Annotated in this window: 24 protein-coding genes; 16 read left to right on the plus strand and 8 right to left on the minus strand. The window is 34.4% G+C overall.

All coding sequences use genetic code 11. The annotated features are described in order from the left end of the window. The first annotated feature begins 1 nt into the window (after position 1). Genes APR43_RS16955 through APR43_RS16965 form a run of 3 tightly spaced genes read left to right on the plus strand, consistent with a single transcriptional unit; the run spans position 2 to position 3,194 of the window. A complete protein-coding gene (locus tag APR43_RS16955) occupies positions 2–349 on the plus strand; it encodes a hypothetical protein (protein ID WP_053473094.1) in 348 nt (115 codons plus the stop codon). 9 nt (positions 350–358) lie between these two features. Continuing rightward, the gene (locus APR43_RS16960) at positions 359–2,755 is read left to right on the plus strand and encodes a M28 family peptidase (protein WP_082356454.1); all 2,397 of its coding nucleotides are present in this window, start codon (positions 359–361) and stop codon (positions 2,753–2,755) included. A gap of 19 nt (positions 2,756–2,774) precedes the next feature. After that, the gene (locus tag APR43_RS16965; RefSeq protein WP_053473095.1) at positions 2,775–3,194 is read left to right on the plus strand and encodes an SRPBCC family protein; all 420 of its coding nucleotides are present in this window, start codon (positions 2,775–2,777) and stop codon (positions 3,192–3,194) included. 144 nt (positions 3,195–3,338) lie between these two features. Here the strand turns inward: APR43_RS16965 and APR43_RS16970 are convergent, their stop codons facing one another. Further along, a complete protein-coding gene (locus APR43_RS16970; protein ID WP_053473096.1) occupies positions 3,339–3,734 on the minus strand; it encodes a rhodanese-like domain-containing protein in 396 nt (131 codons plus the stop codon). Positions 3,735–3,880: 146 nt separating this feature from the next. Here APR43_RS16970 and APR43_RS16975 point away from each other — a divergent pair, with 146 nt between their 5' ends. The 10 genes from APR43_RS16975 to APR43_RS17020 all read left to right on the plus strand — a co-directional run bounded on the left by APR43_RS16975 (position 3,881) and on the right by APR43_RS17020 (position 14,006). Then, positions 3,881–4,783, plus strand: coding sequence for a LysR family transcriptional regulator (locus APR43_RS16975; protein ID WP_053473097.1), 903 nt, complete (start codon positions 3,881–3,883; stop codon positions 4,781–4,783). Further along, positions 4,768–5,220, plus strand: a complete 453-nt coding sequence (locus APR43_RS16980) for a GNAT family N-acetyltransferase (protein WP_053473098.1) — start codon at positions 4,768–4,770, stop codon at positions 5,218–5,220. Before APR43_RS16975 ends, APR43_RS16980 begins: the two co-directional genes overlap by 16 nt. Before the next feature lie 155 nt (positions 5,221–5,375). Continuing rightward, entirely contained in the window at positions 5,376–6,188 is an 813-nt protein-coding gene (locus APR43_RS16985; protein ID WP_053473099.1) for an NAD-dependent epimerase/dehydratase family protein, read from the plus strand. Between the two features lie 194 nt (positions 6,189–6,382). After that, positions 6,383–6,859, plus strand: coding sequence for a methylated-DNA--[protein]-cysteine S-methyltransferase (locus APR43_RS16990; protein WP_053473100.1), 477 nt, complete (start codon positions 6,383–6,385; stop codon positions 6,857–6,859). Between the two features lie 186 nt (positions 6,860–7,045). After that, positions 7,046–7,759: a 3'-5' exonuclease gene (locus APR43_RS16995; RefSeq protein ID WP_053473101.1), complete on the plus strand. Its 714-nt coding sequence runs from the start codon at positions 7,046–7,048 to the stop codon at positions 7,757–7,759. A gap of 67 nt (positions 7,760–7,826) precedes the next feature. Further along, positions 7,827–8,900, plus strand: a complete 1,074-nt coding sequence (locus tag APR43_RS17000) for a winged helix DNA-binding domain-containing protein (protein ID WP_053473102.1) — start codon at positions 7,827–7,829, stop codon at positions 8,898–8,900. A 110-nt stretch (positions 8,901–9,010) separates the two neighbouring features. Continuing rightward, positions 9,011–10,450: a nucleoside recognition domain-containing protein gene (locus APR43_RS17005; protein WP_053473103.1), complete on the plus strand. Its 1,440-nt coding sequence runs from the start codon at positions 9,011–9,013 to the stop codon at positions 10,448–10,450. Positions 10,451–10,633: 183 nt separating this feature from the next. Next, positions 10,634–11,377 carry a hypothetical protein gene (locus APR43_RS17010; protein WP_053473104.1) on the plus strand — a complete coding sequence of 248 codons (744 nt, stop codon included), beginning with the start codon at positions 10,634–10,636 and terminating at the stop codon, positions 11,375–11,377. A gap of 310 nt (positions 11,378–11,687) precedes the next feature. Continuing rightward, complete coding sequence (tnpA, locus tag APR43_RS17015; RefSeq protein WP_053473105.1) at positions 11,688–12,149, plus strand: IS200/IS605 family transposase; 462 nt, start codon at positions 11,688–11,690, stop codon at positions 12,147–12,149. A gap of 252 nt (positions 12,150–12,401) precedes the next feature. After that, positions 12,402–14,006 (plus strand): fumarate hydratase, encoded by a 1,605-nt coding sequence (locus APR43_RS17020; protein WP_053473106.1) that lies wholly within the window; start codon positions 12,402–12,404, stop codon positions 14,004–14,006. A 125-nt stretch (positions 14,007–14,131) separates the two neighbouring features. Here the strand turns inward: APR43_RS17020 and APR43_RS17025 are convergent, their stop codons facing one another. Beyond that, complete coding sequence (locus APR43_RS17025; RefSeq protein ID WP_053473107.1) at positions 14,132–14,632, minus strand: PAS domain-containing protein; 501 nt, start codon at positions 14,630–14,632, stop codon at positions 14,132–14,134. 106 nt (positions 14,633–14,738) lie between these two features. Further along, positions 14,739–15,821, minus strand: coding sequence for a DNA polymerase IV (gene dinB / locus APR43_RS17030; RefSeq protein WP_053473108.1), 1,083 nt, complete (start codon positions 15,819–15,821; stop codon positions 14,739–14,741). 139 nt (positions 15,822–15,960) lie between these two features. On the opposite strand from dinB, the gene APR43_RS17035 reads away from it, so the two are divergent. Together APR43_RS17035 and APR43_RS17040 are read left to right on the plus strand one after the other, a co-directional pair. Then, entirely contained in the window at positions 15,961–16,695 is a 735-nt protein-coding gene (locus APR43_RS17035) for a metallophosphoesterase family protein (RefSeq protein ID WP_053473109.1), read from the plus strand. A 47-nt stretch (positions 16,696–16,742) separates the two neighbouring features. Beyond that, positions 16,743–17,273, plus strand: coding sequence for a DUF6646 family protein (locus tag APR43_RS17040; protein ID WP_053473110.1), 531 nt, complete (start codon positions 16,743–16,745; stop codon positions 17,271–17,273). 89 nt (positions 17,274–17,362) lie between these two features. On the opposite strand, the gene APR43_RS17045 is transcribed toward APR43_RS17040, so the two are convergent. Next, the gene (locus tag APR43_RS17045) at positions 17,363–18,250 is read right to left on the minus strand and encodes an S-adenosyl-l-methionine hydroxide adenosyltransferase family protein (RefSeq protein ID WP_082356455.1); all 888 of its coding nucleotides are present in this window, start codon (positions 18,248–18,250) and stop codon (positions 17,363–17,365) included. A 189-nt stretch (positions 18,251–18,439) separates the two neighbouring features. Between APR43_RS17045 and APR43_RS17050 the strand changes: the two genes are divergently transcribed. After that, positions 18,440–21,094 (plus strand): TonB-dependent receptor, encoded by a 2,655-nt coding sequence (locus APR43_RS17050; protein ID WP_053473112.1) that lies wholly within the window; start codon positions 18,440–18,442, stop codon positions 21,092–21,094. A gap of 377 nt (positions 21,095–21,471) precedes the next feature. On the opposite strand, the gene APR43_RS17055 is transcribed toward APR43_RS17050, so the two are convergent. The 4 genes from APR43_RS17055 to APR43_RS17070 form a co-directional block, all read right to left on the minus strand. Further along, a complete protein-coding gene (locus APR43_RS17055; protein ID WP_053473113.1) occupies positions 21,472–24,243 on the minus strand; it encodes a M4 family metallopeptidase in 2,772 nt (923 codons plus the stop codon). Positions 24,244–24,566: 323 nt separating this feature from the next. Then, positions 24,567–25,004: a hypothetical protein gene (locus tag APR43_RS17060; protein ID WP_053473114.1), complete on the minus strand. Its 438-nt coding sequence runs from the start codon at positions 25,002–25,004 to the stop codon at positions 24,567–24,569. Positions 25,005–25,133: 129 nt separating this feature from the next. Then, entirely contained in the window at positions 25,134–25,787 is a 654-nt protein-coding gene (locus APR43_RS17065; protein ID WP_053473115.1) for a CoA transferase subunit B, read from the minus strand. A gap of 81 nt (positions 25,788–25,868) precedes the next feature. After that, positions 25,869–26,570 (minus strand): CoA transferase subunit A, encoded by a 702-nt coding sequence (locus tag APR43_RS17070; RefSeq protein ID WP_053473116.1) that lies wholly within the window; start codon positions 26,568–26,570, stop codon positions 25,869–25,871. Between the last annotated feature and the right edge of the window lie 128 nt (positions 26,571–26,698).

Here is a 26,698-nt window from a genome sequence, read left to right on the forward strand (position 1 = left end):
GATGAGAACATGTCTTGAATGCTCGGAAAAACTTGTAGGCCGGGAAGATAAAAAGTTTTGTTCAGACAACTGTCGAAATGCCTACAACAATAAAATAAATAAAGACAGCAACAATTTCATGCGAAATGTAAACAACAAATTACGAAAAAATTACCGTATTTTGTCAGAGCTGAATGTTGACGGAAAATCAAAAGCAACTAGGGAGAAAATGATTAATAAAGGTTTTGATTTTGATTTCTTTACTAATATCTTGCAAACCAAAACAGGAAATACCTACTATTTCTTGTATGACCAAGGATATAGGTCTTTGGACAATGATTATTATATGCTTGTTAAAAAAGAAATTTAGTTATTCATCATGAGAAAAAACCCCACCTCGATTCTGGCAGTTGTCTTAATTCTAGCCATTTTAGGTATCATTTATGCCACAATGATGCCGCAATACATTTCAAAAAATGATGAAGCTCTGGCTGATTTTTCGACGGAACGAGCTTTGAATCAGGTTGAAATTATTGCGCAAAAACCGCATTATGTGGGTTCAACTAATCATGAATTGGTAGCCAATTATCTTAAACTGGAGCTAAACAGAATTGGATTAGAAACAAGCGTTCAGGAAGGTTTTACTCTTAACGATAAAGGGCTTTTAGTCAAATCTAAAAATATTCTTGCAAGAATTAAAGGAACAAATAGTTCAAAAGCACTTTTATTACTTTCTCATTATGACAGTGCACCGCATTCTTTTTCAAAAGGCGCAAGCGACGATGCATCTGGAGTTGCCACAATACTAGAAGGAATCAGAGCTTTTTTATATGCTAAAGAACCTCAAAAAAATGATATCATCATTCTTTTTTCAGATGCTGAAGAATTAGGTTTAAACGGAGCTGCCCTTTTTGTAAACAAACATCCATGGGCAAAAGATGTAGGTCTGGTTTTAAACTTTGAAGCAAGAGGAACTTCCGGACCAAGTTATATGCTGATGGAAACCAACAAAGGAAATCAGGCACTTGTACAGGAATTTACAAAAGCAAAAGCATCTTATCCGGTATCAAACTCATTGATGTACAGCATTTATAAAATGCTTCCAAATGATACTGACTTAACCGTTTTTAGAGAACAGGGAAATATTCAGGGATTTAATTTCGCTTTTATCGACGGACATTACAATTATCACACACAGCAGGACGATGTTCAGCATTTAAATAAAATGACTCTTGCGCATCAAGGTTCTTATTTGATGCCATTATTACGATACTTCGCAAATACTGATTTAAACCAAACGGCTTCAACAGAAGATTATGTTTATTTCAGCGCTCCTTTTTCTTTCATCAGTTATCCGTTTTCCTGGGTAATGCCAATGACTTTAATCGCTTTTGGTTTGTTGGTTCTTTTCATGTTTATCGGGAAAGCCAAAAGAATGATTACGCTAAGAGAAATATTTAAAGGATTTGTTCCGCTTTTAGGATCTTTAATTATTGCTGGTTTAGTTACTTTTTTAGGATGGAAAATTATTTTAGAAATCTATCCGCAGTATTCTGATCTCCTAAACGGATTCACCTATAACGGTCACGCTTACATTGGTGCATTTGTAACCTTAAGCATTGCCATTTGTTTTGCCTTTTACCATCATTTTTCTGATGCTAAAATTACAATGAACCACTTTGTAGCGCCTTTGTTACTTTGGATTATTATAAACGCATTTTTAGCAAACAGTTTAACAGGGGCAGGATTCTTGATTATTCCGGTTTATTTCGGAATTCTTTTATTCGGAATTTTTGTTTTTACACAGCATTACAGCTTAGGCGTAAATTTAATTTTCAGTATCCCGGCTTTAGCCATTATTGCGCCATTTATTGTCATGTTTCCAATTGGTTTAGGATTAAAAATACTTTTTGGAAGTGCTGTTTTAACCGTTCTTCTCTTCGGATTATTACTGCCAATATTCAATACTTTTGCTAAAAAAGGCGCATGGATTATGGTTTTCTTTGCAGCGTCGATTGGATTTTTTATCTACGCAGGATATCATTCTGGATACGAACACGGAAAAGCAAAATCAAACAGCTTACTTTACGTTTATAATGCTAATACAAACTCAGCACTTTGGGCAACTTATGATGTAAACCTGGACGACTGGACGAAATCGTATTTAGGTCAGAAAAACCAAAAAGCGGTAGGCTTAAACAGTCTTCCTATTGCAAGTAAATACAATTCTGCTTTTACATACAGTGCCATTGCTCCTGTTGTTGATATTCCAAAACCTACTATTTCTTTCTTAAAAGACAGTATTATCGGTAATAACAGATACATCAAAATCCAGATAACTCCAAATAGAAAAGTAAACCGTTACGATATCTACGCCAATCCAAAAATGACGTTTTATAACTTTAAAGCAAACGGCGTTTCAACTTCTGGCGAAAAAACAAATCGTTTAGAGCGCGACGGAATGCGTGTTTTATGTTATTATGTTGTAGGAAACGAACCGCTTGTTATGGATTTCTACATCAATAAATCATCTATTTTTGATATGGATTTAATTGAAAGTTCATTCGATTTAATGACAAATCCGTTGTTGAAAGTGAAACCGAGAAGCGACTGGATGATGCCAACACCATTTGTTTTAAATGACGCGATTATGATTCAGCAGAAAATCAAGAGATATACCGCTCCCGTAGCCCCGCCGGTACAGCCAGCGCCAGTTCAGGATAGTGCCGTAATCGCAAAAGACAGTTTAATAAAACCGGTTATAAAGCCTGAATAAACCATAAAAACCATTTACTATGGCAACAAATGTTTCTACAATATTTTTAAGTGCGCCAATAGAAAAAGTCTGGGATGCATTGACAAAACCAGAATTAGTTAAACAATGGCAATACGGAAGTGATTTAATTACGGATTGGATAATCGGAAATGAAATCAGGTTCAGGAATGAATGGAAAGGTCAGGTTTTTGAACAATGGGGAACGGTTTTAGAAGTTTCTCCAAATCAAAAAATAAAATATTCATTGTTTTTTCCGAGACCGGAATTAGAAGACAAACCGGAAAATTATTTTATAATGAGTTATGTTTTATCTGAAGAAAATCAAAAAGTAAAACTCGAAATAATTCAGGAAGACAATCGTCCGGGAGCAGTTCAAGAAGAACCTCAAGGCGAAGAAAATCCAATTCTACAAGCTCTCAAATCTGTTGTTGAAGCTTAAAAATAGGTTCAAAGAGACAGAGTGACAAAGGCGCAAAGGTTTCTCAACTTATCTATAAAAAACAAAAAGCACTATTTTCATAGTGCTTTTTTAAGGCATGTTGAGAAACCTTTGCACCTTTGTAGCTTTGCGCCTTTGTCACTCTTAACACGCACATTCAATTTTTAAACCTGTTTTTATTCCTTTTGCACCTTCTGTTGCATATCCGTCAAACTTCCACCACTCTATTCCGCCAATTAGTTCTTTTACTTTAAATCCTAATTTTGTCATATTCAAAGCGCCTTTCGTCGAAGCGTTACAGCCAATTCCGTCGCAATACGTAACATACAAAATATCTTTATCTAAATCTTTTGTAGTTTCTGCTGTCATTTCGCGATGTGGAATATTAATCGCACCCGGAATATGTTCTGCTTCAAAGCCAAAAGCTTTTCTGGCATCCAGCGCCATTACTTTTTCACCATTATTTAAAGCATCAAATAAATCAGACGGATCCATTTCAAATGCTAGTTTATGCTCATAAAATTTAATTTGCTCTTCCATGTCAATGTAGTTTTAATGATTTTATTTTTTCAAAAGTAACAACTCATATAGTGCCATAAAAACGAAAAGAATTCATGAACCGCATTAGTTTTTTTCATGCAAAAGCCAGTCTAAAATTTTGTTCCTTTGTATATAAATCTCGAAAAATGGAAATACGCCACCTAAAATTGATAAAAGCAATTGTTGAAGAAGGAAGCATTACAAAAGCTATTGACAAACTTCATTTGACACAATCGGCTTTGAGTCATCAGCTCAAAGAAGCAGAATATCAATTAGGTACACCTATTTTTTTAAGAACTAATAAAAAACTGGTACTCACAAAGGCTGGCGAAAAAATCTATGAATTGGCGAATGAAATTCTGGATAAACTTTCGCAGGCTCAAACACAGATCAAACAAATGGTTTATGGTGAATATGGCGAAATCAGAATCAGCACTGAATGTTTTTCAAGTTATCACTGGCTTCCGCCGGTTTTAAAACAATTTCATCTTTTATACCCAAATGTAGAGCTGAAAATTATAACCGAAGCAACTCATATTCCGCTGCAAAAACTTTTAGAAAACACGATTGACATTGCCATTGTAAGCGATACAATAAAAGACAATCATATAAAATATACTGAGCTATTTCAGGATGAAGTCGTAATGGCCGTTTCTGAAAATCATCCGTGGGCAGATAAAAAGTATGTTGTTGCCGAGGATTTTATCAATGAACATCTTATTATTCATTCCCTTCCGATGGAAACGGTTACGATTCATCAGTTTGTTTTGGCTCCAGCCAAAATAACGCCGAAAAAGGTAACCCCGCTTCCGTTAACAGAAGCATCTCTTGAAATGGTAAAAGCCGATATGGGCGTTATGTCGATGGCAAAATGGGCATTACAGCCACATTTAAAGAATAATCCAATTAAAGCGGTAAAAGTGGGTAAAAACGGCTTAAAACGAAAACATTTCATAGCGACGAGAGCAAACGAAACCTACCCGGATTATTTTCAACATTTTATTAATTTTCTCCAAAACGAAATTAACCTGCAATGGAATATTCAATAAGAAATTGCGAAATAACCGATTTGCCTAAATTGGTCATTTTATGCCAAAAACATGCAGAATTTGAGAAAGCTGAGTTTTCTCCGGAAGGAAAAGAAGAAAAATTAAAAGAAGCTATTTTCAGCAAAAAACCAAAACTGTTCTGTTTGGTCGTAGCTGTAAAAGAAACAATTGTGGGTTATGTTTCCTATACTTTTGATTATTCAACCTGGGACGCCGCAACTTTTATGTACATGGATTGTTTGTTTCTGGAAGAAGAAGCCCGCAGTTTCGGAATTGGAGAAGTTTTAATTGAAAAGCTAAAAGAAATTGCAGTTGAAAATAACTGCGTCAACATTCAATGGCAAACTCCTGAATTTAATACTAGAGCTATTAAATTTTACAACAGAATTGGCGCAAAAGGAAAAGACAAAGTTAGATTTACGCTAAATTTGATTTAATCTCGCAAAGTCGCAAAGACGCAAAGTTTTTTATTTATCGCCACAGATTAAAAGAATTAAAATGATTTTAAAATCTGCTCAAATCTGCAGAATCTGCGTGAAACAAAAAACCTTTGAACCTTTGTATCTTTGCCCCTTTGAACCTCAAAAAAGAAATGATAAAAATAAGCATATTAGGCTGCGGCTGGCTCGGACTGCCTTTGGCGAAAAAACTAATCGAAAAAAGAAATTCAGTAAACGGATCTACGACTTCTGAAAATAAACTTTCTATTTTAGAAAATGCTGGAATAAATCCTTTTTTGGTGAATGTAGAAAGCGAAAGTGTTTCTGAAAACATTACTGATTTTTTAGCCGAAAGCGAAATCCTTATTATTGACATTCCACCAAAATTGCGAGCGGTTTCATCAGAATCTAAGAAGGTTTTTGTTCAGAAAATCGAAAACCTAATTCCGTTTATTGAGAAATCAAGTATTTCAAAAGTCCTTTTTGTGAGTTCAACTTCGGTTTATGGAGATGAAAACGAATTTATTACTGAAGAAACAACACCAAATCCGGAAACTGAAAGTGGAAAACAATTGGTTTTAGCAGAAGCAATTCTTCAAAAAAATCAAAACTTCGAAACCACAATTCTACGTTTCGGCGGATTAATCGGCGAAGACCGACATCCCGTAAAGTTTTTAGCCGGAAAAGAAAACCTGGAAAATCCCGATGCTCCAATAAATTTAATTCATCAAAATGACTGCATTGCCATTATCGAAGAAATCATAAACCAATCAAAATGGAATGAAGTTTTCAACGCCGCTGCACCTTTTCATCCATCGAGAGAACAATATTATACTCAAAAAGCAAAAGAACAAAACTTAGTTTTACCAAAATTCAGTTCTGAAAAATCAAACATCAAAAAGATTATTTCAAGCGAGAAAATCGAAACCATTTTAAATTATCAATTTAAGCTGAAGGATTATTAAACTGAAATGTCAGGCTGAGCGAAGTCGAAGCCCTTTTGTTTCCATAAACCTTCTACTTCGCTCAGGGTGACAATAGTGTAAACTTTGTGAGCTTAGTTAAACAATAAAAACTTAAATTACTTCTATAACTTATATGGTTTAAAAAAACTTTGCGAACTTTGCGATAAACCTTAGTGCCTTTGCGGTAAAAAATTATGGAAACAGTATATGTTAATTCTCCTTTAGGAATCACCAAGATAGTTGGAGATGAAGATGGTATTGCAGTAATTTCCGTTTCTGATGTTGGTACAAACGAGGTTTCAAAGAAAATCCCAAAAGTTTTAAAAGATGCCGTTTCACAGCTTGAGGAATATTTCGAAGGAAAAAGAACCGATTTCGATTTAAAACTGAATCCGCAAGGAACAGAATTTCAACAAAAAGTCTGGAAAGCATTACTGGAAATTCCGTATGGAAAAACGGTGAGTTACATGGATCAAACCAAAAAACTGGGCGATATAAAAGCAATTCGTGCAGTAGCATCTGCTAATGGTAAAAACCCGCTTTGGATTGTTGTTCCCTGCCACAGAGTTATCGGTACAAATGGTTCTTTAACCGGTTACGCCGGCGGATTGTCCCGCAAAAAATGGCTTTTGGAACATGAAAATCCTTCTCCACAACAAAGTTTATTCTAAAAAGTGTTAGCCACGAATTTCACTAATTTTCACGATTTTTTTCTTTCATAATTATGACTCAAAAAATCTCTTTATTTAAAGAAAATTCATTCAATTATAAATTCGTGCCTGAAAAAAATTCAAATTATTGTACATTTATCTCCACAAAGAATTAGTAAAAATTCGTGAAATTCGTGGCAAAAAAATATGATTGAAAAAATAAACCTTAATAACATTCTCTTTCTTGATATAGAAACCGTTCCGGAAGAAGAAAACTTCAATTCCCTTGACGAAGAAATGAAGTCTCTTTGGGATTTAAAAACACAGTATCAGCGAAAAGACGATTTTACACCAGAAGAATTTTATGATCGCGCCGGAATTTGGGCAGAATTCGGGAAAATTATTTGTATTTCGGTTGGTTATTTTACAATCAAAGGCGACGTTAGAAATTTCAGGGTAACTTCCTTTTTTGGAGAAGAAAAAAAGATTCTGAAAGACTTTAATAATCTGCTGAACAATCATTTCAATCAGCCGCAGCATCTTTTATGCGGACATAACGCAAAGGAATTTGATATTCCGTTTATCGCACGCCGAATGATTATAAATCAAATCGCAATTCCGGACAAGCTGAATTTATTCGGAAAAAAACCTTGGGAAATTGCGCATCTTGATACTTTAGAATTATGGAAATTTGGTGATTATAAACATTTTACGTCACTAAAACTATTAACAAAAATTCTGGGAGTCCCATCCCCAAAAGGCGATATTGATGGAAGCCAAGTCGCACACGTTTATTATGTCGAAAAAGACATAGACAGAATTATAACGTATTGCGAAAAAGATACAATCGCTGTAGCACAGATTTTCCTTCGTTTGCGCCGTGAAGATTTATTGATTGATGATGAAATTATTCATGTCTGATTTTTGAGGAACAAAGTTTTATTTAAATGAACTTATATAACTTATATGGTTTAATAAAATATTAAAGATGACACATTCGGAAATTTCACATCATCGTCTTGTTTCGCAGAAGCTGTATAAAACAGATAGATGTTCTCCTCAAGAAATTGTGCACCATTTTGGCGCAATGCAGTCTCAGGATTATGCAATGGCAAAATGGGCGATTGGTTCCCGTTGTGATGCATCTGAAAAAGAAATTGAAGAAGCTGTAAACTCGGCCCAAATAATCAGAACTCATATTTTACGCCCAACCTGGCACTTTGTTGCTCCCGAAGATATTTACTGGATGTTAGATCTTGCCGGACCTCAGGTAAAAAGAATGACTATTTCCGGTGCTAAAAAATTTGGTTTTGATGCAAAAAAGCTAGATCAGGCTAATAATTCCATAGAAAAACTATTATCTGGAAACAATCACTTGACCCGGGATGAAATTATGCAGGAACTTGGCATTAAAAGAACTTCAAAAGAAGATTTTCTAAGTGCTGCAATTATGATGCATGCAGAACAAGATGGTTTGGTTTGCAACGGCAGAATGAAAGGCAAAAAAATCACATACGCCTTGCTTGAAGAACGAGTTCAAAAACCAAAAACCAAATTGACAAAAGAAGAAGGTTTGGCAAAATTAGCCAAACGTTATTTTGAAAGTCACGGCCCAGCAACTTTGCTAGATTTTTCGTGGTGGTCTGGTTTTCCACCTACTATCTGTCAAAAAATTATTGATGCAATTAAGTTGCAATTAGAGTTTGTTGAAATTGATAATAAAAATTATTACTTTGTAAATCAAAACATTGAAAAGGTTAACTTCAAGGAAAGCATTCACTTTCTTCCAGCTTTTGATGAGATTTTGATTTCGTATAAAACTAGAGAAGCTTCTTTTTTATCAGAACATCAAACTAGAGTTTTTACCAATAATGGCATCTTTAAACCCATAATTCTTGAAAATGGAAAAGTCATCGGAATATGGAAACGGACTTTCAAAAAAGATCACGCCAAAATCGAAACGGAGTTTTTTAATGAAACTGAAAACTCGAAAAAAGAAATTCTATTTGAAGGAATTAAAGCTTTTGAAAACTACTTAGAAACTAAAATTGTTATTGAATAATTTGAAATTTCACTAAAAGTCTGCACTTTCTTAGAAATACTTCTCCTTTCGAGAATAAAATCTTTGTGCATATTCTGCCTAAATAATTACATTTACAAAAAAATAGCATTATGGTATTAAGTAGATTTTGGTTAGTTATTTTTATTTCTTCGATTGTTTTTATTGTAGTCAGTTTATTTACTGCCAATACTTATACGATTGATTCTGTTTTAAATGGAAAGAAAGATGATCCTGTTTTAGTTTCTGAAAAATACATTCATGAACTTCCGGCTTTCATTAAAGACAGTATAAAAAAAGCGCCTGATCAAACCATGATTATCAATCGCGATACGCTTAATGCCGACACGACTTATGTTTACAAAAGCAAAACTGTAAAAATTTACAGCGGTCTTCAAAAATCTGATGGTTTACTGCCAACTTGTAAAAGTACTTTAGTTGATTTAATTCTGCCGCTTATCGCCTATTTGGCTTTTTTCTGCGGATTAATGGAACTTTTAATCGTTTCCGGAGCTTCTGGAAATCTGGCAAAACTATTGAGTCCGGTTTTTGTAAAGGTGTTTCCAAGTATTCCTAAAAACCATCCTTCAATATCCTACATGACTTTAAACTTTGCTGCCAATTTCCTCGGATTAGATTCGGCTGCAACGCCATTTGGATTGAAAGCCATGGAAAGTTTACAGGAAATAAATCCCGATAAAGATAGAGCAAGCGATGCGCAAATTATGTTTATGTGTCTTCACGCTTCGGGTTTAACTTTAATTGCAACTTCGATTATTGGATATCGCGCCGCTGCAAATGCAAGTAACCCTGCAGATGTTATGCTGCCTTGTATCATTACTTCTTTCATCGGAACTATTGCTGCGTTTTTAATTGTGGGAATTAAACAAAAAATCAATTTCAAAAGTGCTTCTCTTCTTATCGTCTTAATGGGATTAATCGCCGCCATTGTTGGTTTGCTGATGTATGTTAATCATTTGGACTTAATTGGAAAAAACTACTTTACTTCTAACCTTTCGGGATTAATTTTAATTGCCATTATTGCTTTTACTTTGATATTCTCTTTCAAAAACGAAAAGAAATTCAGCGAGGCAAACACAACTGTTTTCGACACTTTTGTTGTTGGTGCAAATAATGGAGTGAAAACCGGAGTTACTATTTTCCCTTATGTTTTAGGAATGTTGGTTGCTATTTCTTTATTCAGAAACAGCGGTTTATTTGAAATTATCAGTGACGGAATTGCTTTTGTTTTTTCGAATATGGGAGTAAGTAAAGAAATCACGAATGCGTTGCCAGTTGCTATGCTTCGTCCGTTTAGTTCTGCGGGTTCCCGCGGATTCTTAATTGATTCGATGAATACTTTTGGTGCCGATTCGTTAACGGCGAGACTGAGCAGTATTTTTCAATGCAGCGCCGAAAGTACTTTTTATGTAATTGCAGTTTATTTTGGTTCGGTTAATATCAAAAATACCCGTTATGCTTTAGGCACTATGCTTTTAGTGGATCTTATTTGTGTGATTACGGCAATTTTTGTGGCGACTTGGTTTTTTTAAATTATGTCGTAAGTATCAAAATTAATCTGTTTTTTTATTGGAAATGGTATTAAATGGATTTATTATGGAGGAAAAAAGCCGATGAATGAAGTTGCAAAAGAAGACAATGAGATAATTAGATTTGTAATCATGGCTTTTATTTTCTTCTTTTTATATTCATCTAACAAATCAAAAATATAATTAATGAAATTGAAATATCTTTTCGTTCTATTAGTTTTCGCAAGCTGTCAAAAAGAACAAACGAAACCTAAAATAGCTGATTTAAATCATACGCAAATTCCAGAAATAGCTGTTCCCGATACAAAAGAAACCGAAGAACGTTCTCTTAAAACAGATACAATTCTTCTTTCAAACGAAAAAGATGCTGAAGTGACTCATATTTTAGCCAATCTTATCGAGCAAAAAGCAGATAAAGACAGTGTTGTTACTTCAAAATTCAGACTTGACTTTTATCAGAATAAAAACAAAGTAGCGTCTTCAAAAGTTAGTATCAAAAACTACGAAAAAGGTTCTGAATGGAGCGGATCGAACGGTTTAACTTATACTTCAGACAAAAATTCTTCTTTTATAAAAATTGATTTCGGATATCCGGCCTGCGGATATACCTATGAAAATTATTTGTTTTATTTCAAAAACGGCAATTTACAGCTTGTACATGAATGGGAATCCATGTCAGACAGCGGCTGGGGAACCTGGACGGAATTTATAGGTGATGTTTCTGGAAAAGATCCCGAAAGTTTTTATTGCAAAATTGTTTCTTATGACCCAACAGATGACGATTCTGAAGATTTGGGAATTGTAACTTATTCTGATTCAACTTCATTTTCACTAAAAGGAAATCATTGGAAAAAGAAATTACTGTCGGCAAAAGACAAACCTTACTTTGAAAAGAAAATGACCTTTAATGAATTTCATCAGCAAGATTAAAATTCTTCTTTTTACAAATAAACTGGACTGAAGTCCAGCCCTACAATATTGTTCGAGCCGTTGGCTCTTTTTTCTTAGTTGTGCAAAAACAATTTATTTGTTGAGTTGCACTTCAATTCATTTCTATAACATTAAGTATAATAATAATGTCACATAAAGTTTCGCAAAGGACGATATCACATAAAGTTCCGAAGGAACGATTCATTTTGTAGGGCTGGACTTCAGTCCAGTTTAAACATAATAAACGAACATTGCATTTTTTGTAAGAAAATTTATATATTTACAAAATCATAATCGTTAACAATACAAAATGTCAAACACCTTTCATCAAGTTTATATACAAGCAGTTTTTGCAGTTAAATACAGAGAAGCACAAATTACAAATGATTGCAAATCTAAAATATTAAGCGTAATAGGGAATTTAATAAATGAAACTGGCTGCAAAACCATAATAGTAAACGGAACTGAAGATCATGTTCATTGTCTTCTAGCTCTTAAACCAACAATCTCTGTTTCGGATTTAATGAAAGCTGTAAAAGGAAAATCTTCAAAATATATCAATGATCATCAATTGACAAAATACAAATTTGAATGGCAGGAAGGTTACGGTGTCTTTTCATATAGTAAATCTCACATTGATGCTGTGTATAAATATATTGAAAATCAAGAAGAGTATCATAAAAAGCAAAATTTCAAAGAGGAATATTCTTCTTTTTTAAACAAACACAATGCTAAATTTGATGAACGATATCTTTTTGAAAATTTAATATGATTACATCGTAACAATTTAAACTGGACTGAAGTCCAGCCCTACAAAATGAATTGTTCCTTCGGAACTTTATGTGGATCATCATCATATTTGATGATATTGAAATTCATAGTCCCTTAGGAACTAAAAAAAGAGCCAACGGCTCGAATCATATTGTAGGGCTGGACTTCAGTCCAGTTTAAAATATAAATACAAGCCCCTAATTCAAATTCTTTCTTAGGTAAATAATTTTTAACTTTGTAAAAAAACAAAGAAATGATTGATTTTATATACCAGGATCCTTACCCAATTTTAAAGGATGATACACAGTACCGCAAAATCACCTCTGATTTTGTAAAAGTGGAGCAATTTGGAGAACGTGAAATTTTAACCGTTGATCCAAAAGGTTTAGAATTACTGGCTGAAGAAGCCTTAACAGATGTTTCGTTCATGCTTAGAACGACACATTTACAAAAACTAAGAAACATTCTTGACGATCCTGAGGCAACAGACAATGATCGTTTTGTAGCTTACAATTTACTTCAAAATGCTTCGGTTGCTGCCGAAGGCCAATTACCAAGCTGTCAGGATACCGGAACAGCGATTGTAATGGCAAAAAAAGGCGAAAGCATCTTTACAGGTGTTGATGATGCTGAATGGTTAAGCCGTGGTATTTTCAATACATACCAAAAACGTAATTTACGTTATTCTCAAATTGTACCAATTTCGATGTTTGAAGAGAAAAACTCAGGTTCAAATCTTCCGGCACAAATTGATATATATGCTAAAAAAGGAACTTCATACGATTTCCTATTTATGGCAAAAGGTGGTGGTTCTGCAAATAAAACATACTTGTATCAACAAACCAAATCGTTATTAAACGATAAATCTATGGATGCTTTTGTGAGAGCAAAAATCAAAGATTTAGGAACTTCGGCTTGTCCTCCTTACCACTTAGCTTTGGTTATTGGTGGAACTTCTGCGGAAGCAAACTTAAGTGCCGTTAAAAAAGCGTCTGCAGGATATTATGATCACTTGCCGACTTCTGGAAATATGGCAGGTCAGGCTTTTCGTGATTTAGAATGGGAAGCACGTGTTCAAAAAATCTGTCAGGAAAGTGAAATTGGAGCTCAGTTTGGAGGAAAATATTTCACACATGACGTTCGTGTAATTCGTTTACCGCGTCACGCCGCTTCGTGTCCGGTTGGATTAGGAGTTTCTTGTTCTGCGGATAGAAATATCAAAGGAAAAATCACTAAAGACGGAATCTTCGTTGAACAATTGGAAGTAAATCCAAAACAATTTTTACCAGAAACAGCTCCGCATTTAGAAGCTCCGGTTGAAGTTGATTTAGATCAGCCAATGGCAGATATTTTGGCTAAATTATCTCAATATCCTATCAAAACACGTTTAAAACTAAACGGAACTGTAATTGTTGCCCGTGATATTGCACACGCAAAAATTAAAGAATTACTGGATGCCGGAAAACCAATGCCGGAATATTTTAAAAACCATCCGGTATATTATGCAGGACCGGCAAAAACTCCGGAAGGAATGGCTTCAGGAAGTTTTGGACCAACAACTGCCGGACGTATGGACGTTTATGTGGATGAATTCCAAAAACATGGCGGAAGTATGATTATGCTTGCCAAAGGAAATCGTACGAAACAAGTTACGGATGCCTGTAACAAATACGGCGGATTCTATTTAGGTTCTATTGGTGGTCCCGCTGCTATTTTGGCACAAGACAATATCCTAAAAGTTGAAGTTGTTGATTTTGAAGAATTAGGAATGGAAGCCGTTCGTAAAATCACCGTAAAAGATTTCCCTGCCTTTATTATCACTGATGATAAAGGAAATGATTTCTTTGAAAATTTATAAGTTTTTGCCACAAAGGCGCTAAGACGCAAAGATTTTAAAAATAAAAACCGCCCAATTAGGCGGTTTTTTATTTATTTCTTACTTAAAAAATCTTTGCGTCTTAGCGCCTTTGTGGCATAAAATACTTAAGCGCTTTTATCTTCTTTTTCAAAAGCTATAAAATGAGAGAGCTCACCTTTTAAATTATAAATTGGAGTTGCATCCATGCTGCATTTATAACTTCTGCCGTCTTTTTTATAGTTTTGGATGGTTTTCTTAAAAGGTTCTTTTAGTTTTATTGCTTCCTGAATTTCTTTTAAAACAGTTTTACAAGTCTCCGGGCCTTGAAACATTTTAGGTGTTTTGCCTAAAATTTCATCTTCTTTATATCCCGTCATTCTTTTGATTCTGTTGGAGGCAAAGACAATTTTTAAATCTAAATCAGTAATAAGCACTACTTCGTCTTTGATTCTTTCCTCGATTTTAAGATTTTTATCGTTCCAGGTAAATTGATTGGAGATTTTATTTACCTTTTTCATATCGGCAAAAACTGCCTTCAATTCATTTAAATACTCATAATGAAGATCTAAGGCCAAAATAGGCAACCAAGTCCGGTTTGCTGTATCATCAGAGCTATTCTTTTTCATATGAAATGAATTTTAGAAATCTTTTCTCTCAAACTTACTACTAAAGTTACAAAATAAATTACGGGAAAACCTCATTTAGTAAAATTTTACTAAAACTTTACCAAATCTAAAATGCAAACTTTAGTTGTACTACAACGGCTTTTTTTTCTTCGTTATTCAAATTGTTGAGTGAAATTCCGAGCAAACGAACAGAATCTTTCATTTTTTCCTGATACAGCAATTCTTCCACAATCTCCATAATCAAACTTTTATCTGAAATAAAATAAGGCAGCGTTTTACTTCTTGTCTGCTGGGTAAAGTCGCTGTATTTGATTTTAAGCGTAACTGTTTTACCAGAAATATTGTGTTTTTTTAATCTTTTTTCTAATGAAACCGCAATTCTTTCCAATTGTTCGAGCATAAAGATTTCTGAAGATAAATTGACGTCAAAAGTATGTTCTGCAGCGACAGATTTTGTAACCCGAAATGGTTTTACTTCGCTATTGTGAATTCCCCGAACTACTTTATAATAAAAAGTGCCTGATTTACCGAAGTGTTTCTCCAAAAATTCCAGCGATTTACCTTTAAGATCCAGTCCGGTAAAAATGCCGAGCTGATACATTTTTTCGGTTGTAACTTTTCCAACTCCATAGAACTTTCGAATAGGCAATTCTTCTAAAAAAGGTATAATTTCATCTGGATTTACCGTTTTCTGTCCGTTTGGTTTATTGACATCACTGGCAATTTTGGCTACAAACTTATTTACTGATATTCCTGCCGAAGCCGTAAGTCCAACTTCATTTAAAATTCGGAGCCTGATTTCCTTTGCTAATAAACTGGCACTTGGATTTCCTTTTTTATTTTGGGTCACATCGAGATAAGCTTCATCCAGCGAAAGCGGTTCAACTAAATCTGTGTATTCGTGAAAGATTTTATGGATTTTAGAAGAAATCTCTTTGTACCGATCAAATCTTGGTCGGACAAAAATAATTTCGGGACAATATTTTTTTGCTAAAACGCCGCTTATTGCACTGCGAACACCAAATTTTCTGGCTTCATAACTTGCGGCCGAAACTACTCCTCTATTTTCTGAACCGCCAACAGCAACAGGTTTTCCGCGTAAAGCAGGATTATCCATTTGCTCTACCGAAGCATAAAAAGCATCCATATCAATATGGATGATTTTTCGATATGTTGGCACATCTGACATTATGCAAATTTAAACAGTAAAAGCAATAAAAAGAACGGTACTATAGTTATAAATAGTATCAATTTTTAAAGATTAACAACTAAATGATTCCAAACGAATCATTTTAATTATTTTTGTAGTTTACTCGAAATATTAAACAATGCGAACATTTGTTATAGGCGACATACACGGAGGATTACTCGCACTTGAGCAAGTGTTGAAAAGAGCCGAAGTTACTACACAAGATACTCTTATATTTTTAGGTGATTATGTTGACGGCTGGAGCCAGTCGGCAGAAGTTATCGACTTTCTTATAGAATTTAAAAAAACACAAAACTGTATTTTCATTAGAGGAAATCATGATCAGCTGGCTCTTGACTGGCTGGAGAACAGACATGAAGACCTGGATGAAGAAATGTGGTACAAACATGGTGGAAAAGCTACTGTTGAAGGATATTCTAAAATTTCGCCTGAACGAAAAAAAGAACATATCGCTTTTTTTGAATCGCTGAAAGATTATTATCTGGATGATGAAAACCGACTTTTCGTTCATGCCGGATTTACGAATTTAAATGGCGTTGTCTGGGAATACTTTCCGAAATTATTTTATTGGGACAGAACACTTTGGGAATCGGCATTGGCATTAGACCCGAACTTAAAACCTGATGATTTATATTATCCGAAACGTTTTACGGTTTATAAAGAAATTTATATTGGACATACTCCCGTTACCAGAATTGGAGAAACGGTGCCCATAAATAAAGCATGTGTTTGGAATGTAGATACGGGTGCTGCTTTTAAAGGCCCTTTAACGATTATGAATGTGGATACCAAGGAGTTCTGGCAAAGCGAACCGTTAAATGAATTGTATTCTAACGAAAAAGGTAGGAATTGATATATAAAAATTTAAATTTGCACAGCAAAATAATTAATATTTAAGTTATGAAAAAAGTTATCACATTATTGTTTTTGGTATCATTCGGATTTATTCATGCACAGAAAGCTTTTACTGGAAAAGGTGACATGAGAGTAAACGTAGGTGCTAATCTACAAGATGGAGGTTCAGGAATTCAGGGATCTATTGATTTTGGTTTAGGAGAAAATTTCTCTTTCGGATTTGTTTCAAGTTATTTACTTGGTGTAGATAATTATAATGGTTTCTACCACGGAGGCCCAACTTACTACACTGATCACAAACCAGAATTTAAAGATCGTTTTGATGCAAAAGCAAGAATTAATGCTAATTTAAGCAGCGTTATTGGTGTTGAACAATTAGATGTTTATCCTGGTTTAAATTTAGGTTTACATAATTTTGGCGGGCACATTGGCGGACGTTATTTCTTTACTGACGGATTTGGTGTGTTTTCAGAACTTGCTTTTCCAATTGCAAAATACGGAAGTAATAATGACGTATTCGATCATTTAAACAATCAGGTTACTTTTAGTTTAGGAGCTTCTTTCAATTTGAACTAAGTTTTAAACAACCGCAACAAAATTGCAATAGTTATAAAAAAACCGCTCAATTGAGCGGTTTTTCTTTTTTATATTAAGATGACTTCAGCTTATTTGCTAAGCAAAATAGTCCAGTCAGCTCCGCTGTAAATTTTATGTTTTGCTGAGAAACTGCCTTGATTTACTGCCAATGAAAAATTCAAAAGGCTGTTAAAATACGTAACGTCTGTTCCTACCGGAACTTCTCCAAAAGTATTTACCAGTTTTAGTTTTCCTTCGTAAGCTTTTTTAGTTCCGTTGAAAATCTGAATTTTAACAAAATCCCCTGCTTTCAAACCTAGATTAGCAAAAGTCTTTTTATCAATATTTGTCCAAACATTTCCGTATTGAATATCAAGAATTGGAATTCCGCCTTTTATAACACCGTTTTCAAATACTGGTTTTTGGTAATCAATTTTAACAACTTCGCTTGGTAATTTTGGTCCAACTTCTTCAAAAGTAATTGTTTTTGATGCTAAACGTGCTCCGGTAAAAGCATATACATCACGTCCGTGAAAGGTATATGATTCATTTGAGTTTTGACGGCGGTTTTTTACCTCATCAATTTCACGAACTTCCTGAATTCCTAATTGTTCAGCAATTAAAGTCAAAGTTCCGTTATCCGGAGTTACAAAATAATGTCCTGATTTTGTCAATAAAACTACAGAATGTCTTGCAGTACCAACTCCCGGATCACAAACCGAAACAAAAACAGTTCCCGTTGGGTAATATTGAGCTGTCTGCGATAAACGATATGCTGCTTCCCAAATATTAAAAGCCGGAATTTCGTGCGTTAAATCAAATATTTTCAAATCGGTCGAAACACCCATTGCAACACCTTTCATGGCAGAAACTGCTCCATCTTTCAAACCAAAATCTGATTGAAAAACCAATACATTATTTTGCGAAAAACCATTAAATGTTATAGCAAGCAAAAAAAGTAATACTCTTAATTTCATTTTTTCTCTTTTTAAATTTATGCAAAGATATTTCATTAAAACTAAAAATTGACATGCATATCTTAGAAAAAACAAGATTATATAAATTGATTTTAGTTTTTTACAATTACATTTGCATTTTATTCTTTATCCTATATAAGTAGTAGGTAATTTATTTTTTGCCTTTCTTTTATTTCAAAACCATTTATTATGAGAAAAAAACTAAAACTTATTATAACACTCATTCTCACTTTATCGAGCAGTTTGTTTTTTGCCCAAAATCACGAAATCAGCGGAACTATTACAACAGAAACGGGAATTCCGTTAGAATTTGCTACGATTCTTGTAAAAGGTTCTAAAACGAGTACGACAAGTGATGCGTTAGGGAAATTCAAGATATCATCTGCAGTAAATAATCCAACACTTATTGTATCGCTATTTGGCTATCAAACCAGAGAAATTGTGGCAAAAGATCATTTTGTAGATATTCAGCTGGTTTTAGAAAATAATAGTTTAGATGAAATTGTGGTAGTTGGAAGCAGAAACCCAAAGAAAAGCAAATTGGAAACAGCGGTTCCTGTTGACGTTGTGAATTTGGCAAAAATCAGAAATACAACGCCGCAGACTACAACAAATGATATTTTAACGTATTTGATTCCGTCTTTTAATTCAAACAGACAATCTTCTGCAGATGGAACGGAACATATTGATCCGGCATCTTTAAGAGGTTTGGGCCCAGATCAGGTTTTGGTTTTAATTAATGGAAAAAGAAGACATACAACTTCATTGGTAAACTATCAAAATACGGTTGGAAACGGTTCTGTTGGTACAGATTTGAGTGCGATTCCTGCTTCGGCAATTAAACGAATTGAAGTTTTACGTGATGGAGCGGCAGCACAATATGGATCTGACGCTATTGCGGGAGTAATAAATTTAGTTTTAAAAGATAATGCGGGTTTAGAAGCAAATGCTACTTATGGCTCAACATCGAGAGATGACGGACAAACTACTAATTTAAACCTGAATTACGGAACTAAAATTGGAAACAAAGGCGGTTTTATAAACTTTACAGGTGAATTTAATGACCGTCAAAAAACGAATCGTTCTCAAAATCATAATCTTATTATTTTTGATCAATCGGCACAGGGAAACTTCTTTGCTTATGAATATGCAGATGATCCGGCTCAATCCCGTCAAATTGATGATAATTTATTAGCTAAAAATGGTTTAAAACGTGATGATTTCAATTTCCAGATTGGTGATGCAAAAATCCAGAACATCCAAGGTTTCTTTAATGCTTCCATTCCGTTAAACGATCAAATTGAGTTTTATGCTTCTGGAGGTGTGAGCCACAGGAAAGGAACGGGTTACGGTTTTAGACGTTTACCAAGTGAAACCGAAAGTGTTGTGGCTTCAATTTTTCCATTTGGTTTTCAGCCCGAATTGAACTCAGTTGTAACAGATCTTTCATCTTCTTTTGGTTTCAAATTTAAGTTTGGCGAATGGAAACTGGATTTGAGCAATACTATCGGAGAAAACAAATTTGTTTATGATGTTTCAAACACAAACAACTTTTCTTTAGGCGATGCAAGCCCGACAGAATTTAAAGCGGGAAATCATTCTTTTCTTCAAAATACGGTAAATGCGGATATTTCAAGATTGTATAAAGATATTTTCAGCGGATTGAATGTTGCTTTTGGTGCTGAATACCGATATGAAAAATACAAAATTGTTCCCGGCGAAGAAGCTTCTTACATCAACGGCGGCGCACAATCTTTTCCTGGGTTTTCTCCTTTGAATGAAGTGAACGAAGACAGAAACAGTGTTGGCGTTTATGCTGATGTTGAAGCAGATATTACAGATAAATTCTTAGTTGGAATTGCTGGTCGTTATGAAGATTATACTGATTTTGGAAATACGATTAATGGAAAATTATCTTTGAGATATAAAATTCTGGATAATCTTTTTGTTCGTGGAGCAATTAGTTCTGGTTTTAGAGCGCCTTCTTTGCATCAGCAATATTTCAATAATATCGCAACAGATGTTGTCGACGGAGAGCTTTTAAATTCGGGTATTTTTAGAAATGACAGCGATGTGGCTAAACAGCTTGGAATTCCGAAATTGAAAGAAGAGACTTCCAGAAACTATAGTTTCGGAGTTGTTTTTTCTCCAACAAAACAATTGCATATTACAGCTGATTATTATCATATCAGAATTGATAACAGAATTATCCTAACTGGAAATTTAGGAAATGATGCTTATGGAGAACCTGTGCCGGAACTTCGTAATTTGTTTGCTCAATATGGTGCGCAAACGGGTCGTTTCTTTACAAATGCAATTAATACTACTACAAACGGTATTGATGTTGTTATCGATTATGATTTAAATGCGGGACGTGGTAAATTGAATCTTTCGTTATTGTATAATTACAACAACAACCAGGTTGATAATCAATTGAACAATATTCCGTCGATATTTATTGGTCAGGAAGATGTGTATTACGGACCACAGGAAAGAAGTTTGATTGAATCGAATACACCTAAACATAAAGGAACTTTTGCTGTAAATTACAATATCGACAAATGGAACTTTTTATTGAGAAACACCTATTTTGGTGAAGTTGTTCGTGATGGTTTTCCTTTCGGCGGAATCCAAAGACACAATGGAAAAGTGGTTACGGATTTGACAATTGCTTATAAAATAACGCCAAAACTTCAGTTTGCTTTGGGTGCTAATAACTTATTTGATGTTTTCCCGGATAAACAAATCTATGAGAACAGTTATTTCGGAGTGTTTAAATATGCACCGGTTCAAATGGGAACTACTGGGGCTTATTACTTCGGAAGAATGAGTTTTAGTTTATAGAATTTTAACGCAGAGAACGCAAAGGTTTTTCGCAAAGTTCGCAGGGATTTTTATTTCTGAATGAAAGAATCTCGCAAAGTGGCAGAGTCGCAAAGTTTTTATTAATTGCCTCCTGCTTTAGCTGGAGGAAGGATAAGATTACACAAAAGGGCTTTAGCCAAACAAATTACTGTTTGGCTAAAGCCCTTTTACTTTGCTTACTTTACATCCAGCTAAAGCTGGACGCTATTGAATCTAAACAATAAACTCTGCGACTCTGCGACTTTGCGAGATTAAAAAAACTCCGCGAACTTTGCGAAAAACCTTAGCGCCCTTTGCGTTAAAAAAAGAAAAAAGCCCCGCAAAATGCGAGGCCTTTTATCTACTAATTCGGGTTTTTATTTTTTAGCAAATTTCTTCACGATTTTCTTATCTCCATTATTTAATTCGATAAGATAAATTCCTGTGCTTAATTTACTTACATCAATTGCTCCGGCAACTTGACCTGAACCAAGCTGCTGTCCTAATGTATTTAAGATTTTATATGAATATCCATTTTCTTCTGAAATTGAAACATTTAATTCGCTTTCAACCGGATTTGGATATACTGCAAAACCAGCTGGTGCAGCAGTTTCAACTAATCCTGCTGTGATTTCTTCTGCAACTGTTCCAGAAGCTGTAATGTTTATAGAGTAATCTTCAACTTGTCCGTAAGAGAAACTTTCACAAGCCGTTGGAACTCCGTTGTATTTCAGAGAAACTCTTAATCTTGTTGTTCCTAAAGCTGCTGTAGCAGGAATTGTGATTGTTGCTGTTACCGGAGTTGTTTTTGATGCTGTTTTTGTCCACACCGTTTCTCCAGAATCTGAGAAATCACCATCTTGGTTATAATCGATGAATACTCCGTATCCTTCATTATAAACAGTCGATGTCCATGTTGGTGTAATTGTTATAGTATAGGCACTTCCTCTAGCTGCATTTGTAGAAATAGCAGTAAAGTTTTCGTAACCTGTTGTTGCTGTAGAAGTATTATTAATCGTTCCAAAAACAACTTTACCAATTCTTTCATCAGTTGCGTCGTTTCCTTGAGATGAACAATATGATACAGAAGTTGTTGTAGTTGTTACGTTTACTGTATTACTCGCTGCAGAAATATTTCCCGCAGCATCTTTAGCTTTTACGCTAAAAGTATAAGCTGTTGAAGGAGTTAATCCAGTTACTGTATATGAAGTTGTAGTTGAAGAACCTTTAAGTGTTGCTCCCTGGTAAATATCATATCCTGTAACGGCAACATTGTCTGTAGAAGCTGTCCAAGTTAAGTTTGTAGTAGTTCCTGTTGTTCCAGAAGCAGCTAAACTAGTTGGTGCAGATGGTGCAATTGTATCAGAACCTCCTCCAGAATATGCGGCTCCAACTCCTACTGCGTAAAACGCATTTGTTGTTGCAATAACTTCTGCAGAACCAGCTCCGTATAAATCAATAGCCGATTGTATTCCGTAAGTTCTTGCATTAGCATAAGTTGAGTTTGCTCCCAAATAGAAATCTTCTAAACGAAAAGCAATTTTTTCTGCTTTATCAAGAGTGATTCCCGTTACATTGTAAGCGTTTCCAAGATCATTTGTTCCTGATTTACCTACAGATAGAATGTAAAACCAATGGTTTAAAACTCCAGAATTTGTGTGTACTCCACATTGGTCGTTATTGTTTGTTGGTGTACAGTTTACGTTTACCCAATATGTTCCTCCATAAGTATCCGGCTGTCCTTCAGCATTTGGATCACTCATAGAACGTAAAGCAACGTGTCCGCTTCTTCTTTCAATATCTTCACCAACCAGCCAGATTGATTTTGTTGGTGCTGAATGGTATTCAATACAAGCTGCCCAAATATCAGAGAAAGCTTCGTTCATTGCTCCTGATTCTTTTTGGTACGCTAAGTTTGCTGTGTAAGTACATACCGCGTGACCAATTTCGTGTCCAGCAACGTCAAGTGAAGTTAAAATATCAAATCCTCCGGTACCGCTTCCATCGCCGTAAGTCATAACGCTTCCATTCCAGAAAGCATTATTATTACTTGAATATCCAGCAGCAATTAAATTATAATGCACGTAGCTTTTAATTTTTGCGCCAGCATTGTCAAAACTGTTTCTTCCATGAACAGCTGACCAATAATCATATGTCATTTCAGCTCCCCAATGTGCATCAAGTGCTCCATTGTCTTTGTTGGTGTTGTTATATTCTATCCAGTTATTATCTGCATCGGTGAAATTTGTTGTTGGATAAGTCGCAGTTCTTGCAGAATTATATGTTTGGATTCCTAAACCACGAGATGTATCTGATAAAATATAAGATGATCCGCTTAATGTAGTTTGAATGGTCTGCGTTCCGCTGTAACGTGTTGCTGCATTTGCTGCAACGAATGCCATTTTTGAAGCTGTTTCATTCTTTTTAGCTACATCTGAAGTTTTACTTCCGTGAACATTATCGTTCAAGTGTTTTATAGTAGCATTATAAAACAATGCTTTTCCAGTTTCGGCATCAATGTAAAGATCACCGCGGCTTAATGGTTTTGTCGCATAAATGTCAAATTTATAAGCTAAACGAACTTTGTCGCTTCCTCTTTTTTGACCTTGCTGTTCCATGTCTGGAAGCAGAACCAATTCTCCTTTTGGTTTTTCATAACCCAGCTCGCGGGCATCTTGTGGTTTGTCCCAAAGGTATTCGGTTGCGCGGGTATAACCCAGTGCTTTATTAAATGCATCTTGTGCAGAAAGTGACGGAGCTAGTTTCACGTTTTCGATGTTATAAAATTCACCGTTCATCGAAACTAATTTTCCATCTTTTGAATGTAAAGTATAATTGGCAAATTCTACTTTAATTCCTTGTTCATACAATTGAAATTTTTCATGTGTGTAACCTTGTTTATCCGATTCTGTTTTAATTTTTGTGAAGGATTGAGAATCTTTTAAACCTAATTGTTCTTTAAAAACCTTTTGTGATTCAGAACTCTTATAACTTGAAAGTTCATTAAACTTAATTAAGTTGGGCTGTCCGTTTTCTGAAACGCTTTTCTCCTCTACACGTTTGTCATCTTTTTGGACTTGTGCAAAGGCAGAAAAAGAAAAACTAAGAACAATTGCGGTCACAATAATCTTTGGTAATTTTTTTTTCATAATAAGTGGGGGTTTTAGTTTGGTTAAAAATAATTTTTGAAATCAATTAAAGTAAGTAAATACTTAAATTTGAGATAAAAGTATTTTAATTTTGTTAGATAATCGATGAAATTTGCCGTTAATCGATAAAATGCAACATTTTTTACGTAAATTTAACTTTTATATAACAAAGTATAAGAATTAAGCAGCAAATATGTGCGAAAATTAATATATAAATTATTTTTAATATACTGAAATACAGACAAAAGACTTTAAATAGATCAAAATAGAAATAAAAAAACCGCCCAAAAGGCGGTTTTTTTATTCTTTATATGAACAAATGGTTATGCTCTGGAAAATTTTCTTTTTAATCTAACCATAAACTCTTTCAAGGTAATTTCGTCATCTTCATCTGAATAATGTTCAACTAATTCTGAAATATCTTTTTTTCTATAAGGAAGAAATAAAAAGAAAATCGAACTATTTGAATCGTTTGTTGTTGTATTTGGAAACATAGCCAATAAGTAATAGAAAACCAAAAGTCTAACGAATACAAAAATCTTTCGAAGACCTTTACTTAAATGATATTGATTGTTTTCTCTGGCAGCTTTAATAGTAAAATAAATCAGCTGAATTATAAAAACTGGAATAAGAGCATCATATAAATATATTAAACTGTAATTATTAATTAAAAACATTAACAACACTATTATAATCGAAATGGTCATATTTGCTATAAAAAAATAGCTTCCCCATTTAATATCTATTTCAAACTTTTCCAAATGTGTTTTTTTTTTAGTTCATAGCAAATCTAAATAAAAAGATTACTTGTTATTTCATCTTAAAAATAAAAAAAGAGAATCTTCAAAAATGAAGATTCTCTTTTATATAAATTAATTGGAAGATTAAAATCAGATATCCATTTCGGGAATTTCGCCTTCAATTATCAAATCTGCTTCGGTTGAAGCGATAATGTGCTCGACAGAAACACCTGGCGCTCGTTCTAAGAGCTTAAAACCCTTTTCCGTTACTTCGAGAACTGCAAGCTCTGTTACAATCTTTTTAACGCATCCTACACCAGTTAGTGGCAAAGTACATTTTTTTAAGATTTTAGATTCTCCCGCTTTGTTCACGTGCATCATCGCAACAATTATGTTTTCGGCGGAAGCCACTAAATCCATTGCACCTCCCATTCCTTTTACCATTTTTCCCGGAATCTTCCAGTTGGCAATATCTCCATTTTCAGAAACTTCCATCGCGCCTAAAATAGTTAAATCTACTTTTTGGCTTCGGATCATTCCAAAACTAAAAGCCGAATCAAAAAAACTAGCTCCAGGCAATGTTGTAATGGTTTGTTTTCCTGCATTGATAATATCGGCATCTTCTTCTCCTGCAAATGGAAAAGGTCCCATTCCCAAAACTCCGTTTTCACTTTGAAATTCAACAGCAATATCTTCCCGAACATAATTGGCAACCAAAGTTGGAATTCCAATTCCAAGGTTTACAAAATATCGGTCTTTAACTTCTTTTGCGATTCTCTTCGCTATATCTTCTTTTGTTAACATGTCTTGAATGTGTTAATTAGAAAATTTGATAATTAGATAATGTTTATAATTATCTAATCGACAAATTATCTCATTATCTAATTACGCTCTCTGTCTTACGGTGCGCTGCTCAATTCTCTTTTCAAATTTTTCTCCCTGAAAGATACGCTGTACCATAATTCCCGGAATATGAATTTGATTTGGATCTAAAGTGCCAACGGGAACCAGTTCTTCAACCTCAGCAATCGTGATTTTTCCGGCACCAGCCATACAAGCATTAAAGTTTCTGGCTGTTCCTTTAAAAATTAGGTTTCCGGCTTCGTCACCTTTCCATGCTTTTACAATGGCAAAGTCCGCTTTGAAAGCTTCTTCCATAATGTGCATTTTTCCGTTGAATTCGCGGACTTCTTTTCCTTCTGCAACTTCAGTTCCGTAACCGGCTGGAGTAAAAAAGGCAGGAATTCCGGCTTGAGCGGCGCGGCATCTTTCTGCTAAAGTTCCCTGCGGCGTTAATTCAACCTCCAATTCTCCCGAGAGCATCTGGCGTTCAAACTCGGCATTTTCACCTACATAAGAGGAAATCATTTTTTTGATCTGTTTCTTTTGCAAAAGCAGTCCTAAACCAAAATCATCTACACCTGCATTATTTGAAATACAAGTTAAATCTGAAATTTGAGTGTTTACCAATGCTGCAATTGTATTTTCCGGAATTCCGCATAAACCAAATCCACCAAACATAACTGTCATTCCGGTTTCAATTCCTGCAATAGCATCCTGAACATTCTTAACTTTTTTTGTTATCATAACAAACTGTCTTTATTACCGTATATTTTTGATAAAAATAAGATTTTTAGATTGAATTATAACGATTTCGTAAAAAATAAAATTTAAAAATAGTTATTTAATTCTAACACATAGAAACATATCTCGTA

Source organism: Flavobacterium sp. NLM (genome assembly GCF_002210235.1).
Classification (GTDB): Bacteria; Bacteroidota; Bacteroidia; order Flavobacteriales; family Flavobacteriaceae; genus Flavobacterium; species Flavobacterium panici.